Source organism: uncultured Thiodictyon sp. (assembly GCF_903946935.1).
In the GTDB taxonomy this organism is placed as follows: Bacteria; Pseudomonadota; Gammaproteobacteria; order Chromatiales; family Chromatiaceae; genus Thiodictyon.
Window position 1 is genome coordinate 1 of sequence record NZ_CAJAXH010000048.1, and the last position, 4,019, is coordinate 4,019.

Below are 4,019 nucleotides of genomic sequence, written 5' to 3' on the forward strand. Positions count from 1 at the left end.
CGATTACTGCTCTGCCGAACCTTTATATCAGAGGCTTACGCTATTTTCAGACGTTGCCATAGAGCCGTTTTCTTTTTGTGTAACCGCTCTATCCTGCTGTTTTTGAGAAACTATGCGACCTACTGAGATCCCAGAGAGCCCCCGCCGCGCCGCTCGGCGCACCCTCAAAGCCCGGTCGGCCAAGTTTACCGTGAAAGTCAGCACGGGACCCGGTGGGAGCGGCTCCCACGGGGGACTTTGACCGTCCGGCGCACAAGGCCAAGGTATCGGCGCGATCCCCAATTGCCCCCCATCCCGAACCGCCCTAAACTCCCCCCATGCGCCACGCCATCGACCCCAAGATCGACTGTGTCTTCAAGGCCCTGCTGAAAGGTCTCAATCCGCCTGTAACAGGCGACCAAACGACACCATGACTACGACTTACGCCGAAGACATCGCCGCCTGGTCCCGCGAGCAGGCGGGCTTGATTCGCCAGGGCCGCTTCGACCTGGTCGACATCGAGTTCGACTGGCCCCCCGCGGGTTGATGACTGAGCATGACTGAAAAAGAGACACCAGGCGGGGCGGTGGCCTTTCACCACGGCCCCGACCACAGCGCGCCCTATCCGGTGAGCCGGTTGGCGCCCGCCTTTCACAGTCCGGACCTGGCGGCGGAGGTGGCGCGGGCCGAGGCGATGCTCAGTGCCCGCACGGGGGCCAAGCTGCGCGTGATCGCGGATCAGATCAAGGCGCTCCAACAGGAGGCGCGCAAGGTCCTGGACGAGGCCCGGGAGGAGCAGTCCCTGAGCCAGGCCGAGTGTGCCTTCAAGCGCATCCCGGGCAAGACCTACCATCTGTATCGCAAGGCGGACGGACGGCCCTTCTTCTCGATGCTGTCCCCGGCGGACTGGGGCGGCCACCCGCCACAGGCGTTCGTCGGCTCCTATCGGTTGGAGTCGGATTATTCCTGGACGCCCGCAGATGGGGCAGGGCGGGCGGACGACACCGGGGACCTGGTCGGTCAACTGCTGCGGATCGGTGGGCTGACGGCGCCCGGGTGAGTGGCTGGTCCCGGCCGGGGGCGCAGGTTCGCCAGGAGAACCGCATTCCGGGCTCATCTATAAATCTATATACAGTATTTGTTTCTGCCGAGACGCAAGAACGGTAACAGCGTCTGTGTATGCTCCTCCTCAGCCGCTGCGTGAGTCGCTTGCCCCTGATAACCGATTGAAAAATATTAGCGTCATTGTGTCCCAGTGTGGGGGCTAGGCGCTCTACCTGTCAGGGGTTTCCGCCGTTCGTGCGGGGGCGTTCGGCCCCCCGCCGGGTCCTGCCGTTCGTCGGTTTTACCGTGGAAGGCGTCAGGTTCATCCGGTAATTTGGCGGTTTCTCTGCGATAATGGCGCGCTAAATTCAGTGCCGGCCGACACCCGGATCAACCCTAGACCGACGAGACGAGAGGTTCACCGACCCATGGCAACCGACAGCAAAAAACGCGTTTTCGCCTTTGAAGAGGGGGACGGCAAGAACAAACACCTCTTGGGCGGCAAGGGCGCCAATCTGTGTGAGATGACCCAGATCGGGCTGAACGTTCCGCCCGGCTTCGTGCTCTCCACCGAGGCCTGCCTGGACTTCCTGGCCTCGCCGACCAAAGACCTGCCCCCGGGCCTGTGGGAAGAGGTCCAGGCGCAGATGACCGCGCTGGAGAAGAAGACCAAGAAGGGCTTCGGTGCGGCGGACGAGCCGCTGCTGGTCTCGGTGCGTTCCGGCTCGGCCATGTCCATGCCCGGGATGATGGATACCATCCTCAACCTGGGCCTCAACGCCACGACGCTCAAGGGCGTGATCGAGGCCACCGGTGACGAGCGCTTCGGCTACGACGCCTATCGCCGCTTCATCCAGTTGTTCGGCAAGATCGCGCTGAACGTGGACGACGTGTATTTCGACAAGCAGTTCGAGCTGGTCAAGATGGCCGCCGGCGTGAAGGAAGACGTGGCACTCTCCGCCGCGGACCTGAAGGACGCCGCCGAGCGCTTCCTGCGCGTGGTGCAGGAGCAGACCGGCCGGCCCTTCCCGGAGGACCCCTACGACCAGCTGCTGATCGCCATCAAGGCGGTGTTCGGCTCCTGGGGCGGTAAGCGCGCGGTCGATTACCGCCGCCAGTTCAACATCACCCCGGCGATGGCCAACGGCACCGCGGTGAACATCTGCACCATGGTCTTCGGTAACCGTGGCGACGACTCCGGCACCGGTGTGGGCTTCACCCGCGACCCCGGCACCGGCGAGAACATCCTATACGGCGAATATCTGGTCAACGCCCAAGGCGAGGACGTGGTCGCGGGTATCCGCACCCCCAAGCCCCTGTCCTCGCTCAAGGCCGATATGCCGGAGATGGCCAAACAGCTCGACACCCTGCGTGATCGCCTGGAGGGCCACTACAAGGAGGTGCAGGACTTCGAATTCACCATCGAGCGCGGCATCCTGTACTGCCTGCAGACCCGCAACGGCAAGATGAACGCGGTGGCCCAGGTGCGCACCTCGGTCGAGATGGTCAAGGAAGGCATCATCACCAAGGCCCAGGCCCTGCAGCGCGTCGCCCCCGACAGCCTGGAGCAGATGCTGTTCCCGCGCCTGGACCCCAAGGCCAAGGTGACGGCCGTGGCCTCCGGCCTGCCGGCCTCCCCCGGTGCCGCCTCCGGCATCGCGGTATTCGACGCCGACCGCGCCGAGATGCTCGGCAAGGAGCAAGGGTTCAAGGTCATCCTGGTGCGTGAAGAGACCAAGCCGGAGGACATCCACGGCTTCTTCGCCTCGCAGGGCATCCTGACCTCGCGCGGCGGCAAGACCTCGCACGCGGCGGTGGTGGCGCGCGGCATGGGTAAGTGCTGCGTGGCCGGTGCCGAGGGCATCCATGTCGACGTGGATCGGCGCATCGCTATCGTCGGCGACACCAGCTTCAAGGAAGGCGACATGATCACGCTCGACGGGACCTCCGGTAAGGTCTATCTGGGCGAGATCCCGACGGTTGAGCCCGAGTTCACCGATGAGCTGGTGACGCTCCTGAGCTGGGCCGACGAGGTGGCGCGGATCAAGGTGATGGCCAACTCCGACACCCCCGTCGACGCCCGCCGTGCCCTCAAGTACGGCGCGGTCGGCATTGGCCTGGCGCGCACCGAGCGCATGTTCAATGACCCGGCGCGCCTGCCGATCGTCATCGACATGATCGTCGCCGATACCCAGGAGGACCGCCAGGCCGCGCTCGACCGTCTGCTGCCCCTGCAGCAGCAGGACTTCAAGTCACTGTTCGAGGTGATGTCCCCCTACCCGGTGGTCATCCGCCTGCTGGACCCGCCGATCCACGAGTTCCTGCCCAACGAGAACGTGCTGGTGCGCGAGATCGCCGAGTTGCAGCAGTTGGCCAAGAACGCCCATGGCCTGACCGCGCTGGGTGCGGCCATGACGCTGATGCAGGCCCCGGAGAAGGTCCGTGCCGAGGTCGACGGCCTGCGTCGGCAGCTCGATCCGATGCTGGTGGAGTCGGTCATCGTCAAGAAGGAACAGATGCTGCGCAAGGTCCGGGCGCTGTTTGAGACCAACCCCATGCTCGGGCATCGCGGCGTGCGCCTCGGCATCAGCTTCCCCGAGATCTACCAGATGCAGATCCGGGCGATCCTGGAGGCGGCCGCCGAGTGCCAGAATGCCGGCATCGAGGTCCACCCCAAGATCAAGGTGCCCCAGGTCTGTACGGCCCAGGAGCTCAAGATCGTCAAGAAGTGGGTCGACGCCATCCACGAGGAGATCAAGGCGCGCACCGGCAAGCCGGTGAAGTTCCAGTTCGGCACCATGATCGAGGTGGTACGGGCCTGTATGCGCGCCGAGACCCTGGCCGAGGAGTCGGAGTTCTTCTCCTTCGGCACCAACGACCTGACCCAGGCGGCCTTCTCCTTCTCCCGGGAAGACGCCGAGAACAAGTTCCTGCCGCTCTACACCGAGTCCGCCGTCCTGCAGGACAACCCCTTCGAGGTCCTGGACGAGAAGGGC

General features: G+C 64.5%; 2 protein-coding genes. Both read left to right on the forward strand.

The window, feature by feature from the left end; all coding sequences use genetic code 11:
- The first annotated feature begins 535 nt into the window (after positions 1 to 535).
- The gene (locus QZX93_RS04910) at positions 536 to 1,039 is read left to right on the forward strand and encodes a DUF2452 domain-containing protein (protein ID WP_295392794.1); all 504 of its coding nucleotides are present in this window, start codon (positions 536 to 538) and stop codon (positions 1,037 to 1,039) included.
- A 412-nt stretch (positions 1,040 to 1,451) separates the two neighbouring features.
- A partial coding sequence (gene ppdK, locus QZX93_RS04915) for a pyruvate, phosphate dikinase (RefSeq protein ID WP_295392795.1) occupies positions 1,452 to 4,019 on the forward strand: 2,568 nt, incomplete at its 3' end.

Bases quoted from the DNA above. Each gene is read 5' to 3' on its own strand.
- QZX93_RS04910 (WP_295392794.1), top strand. From the start codon at position 536: ATGACTGAAAAAGAGACACCAGGCGGGGCGGTGGCCTTTCACCACGGC.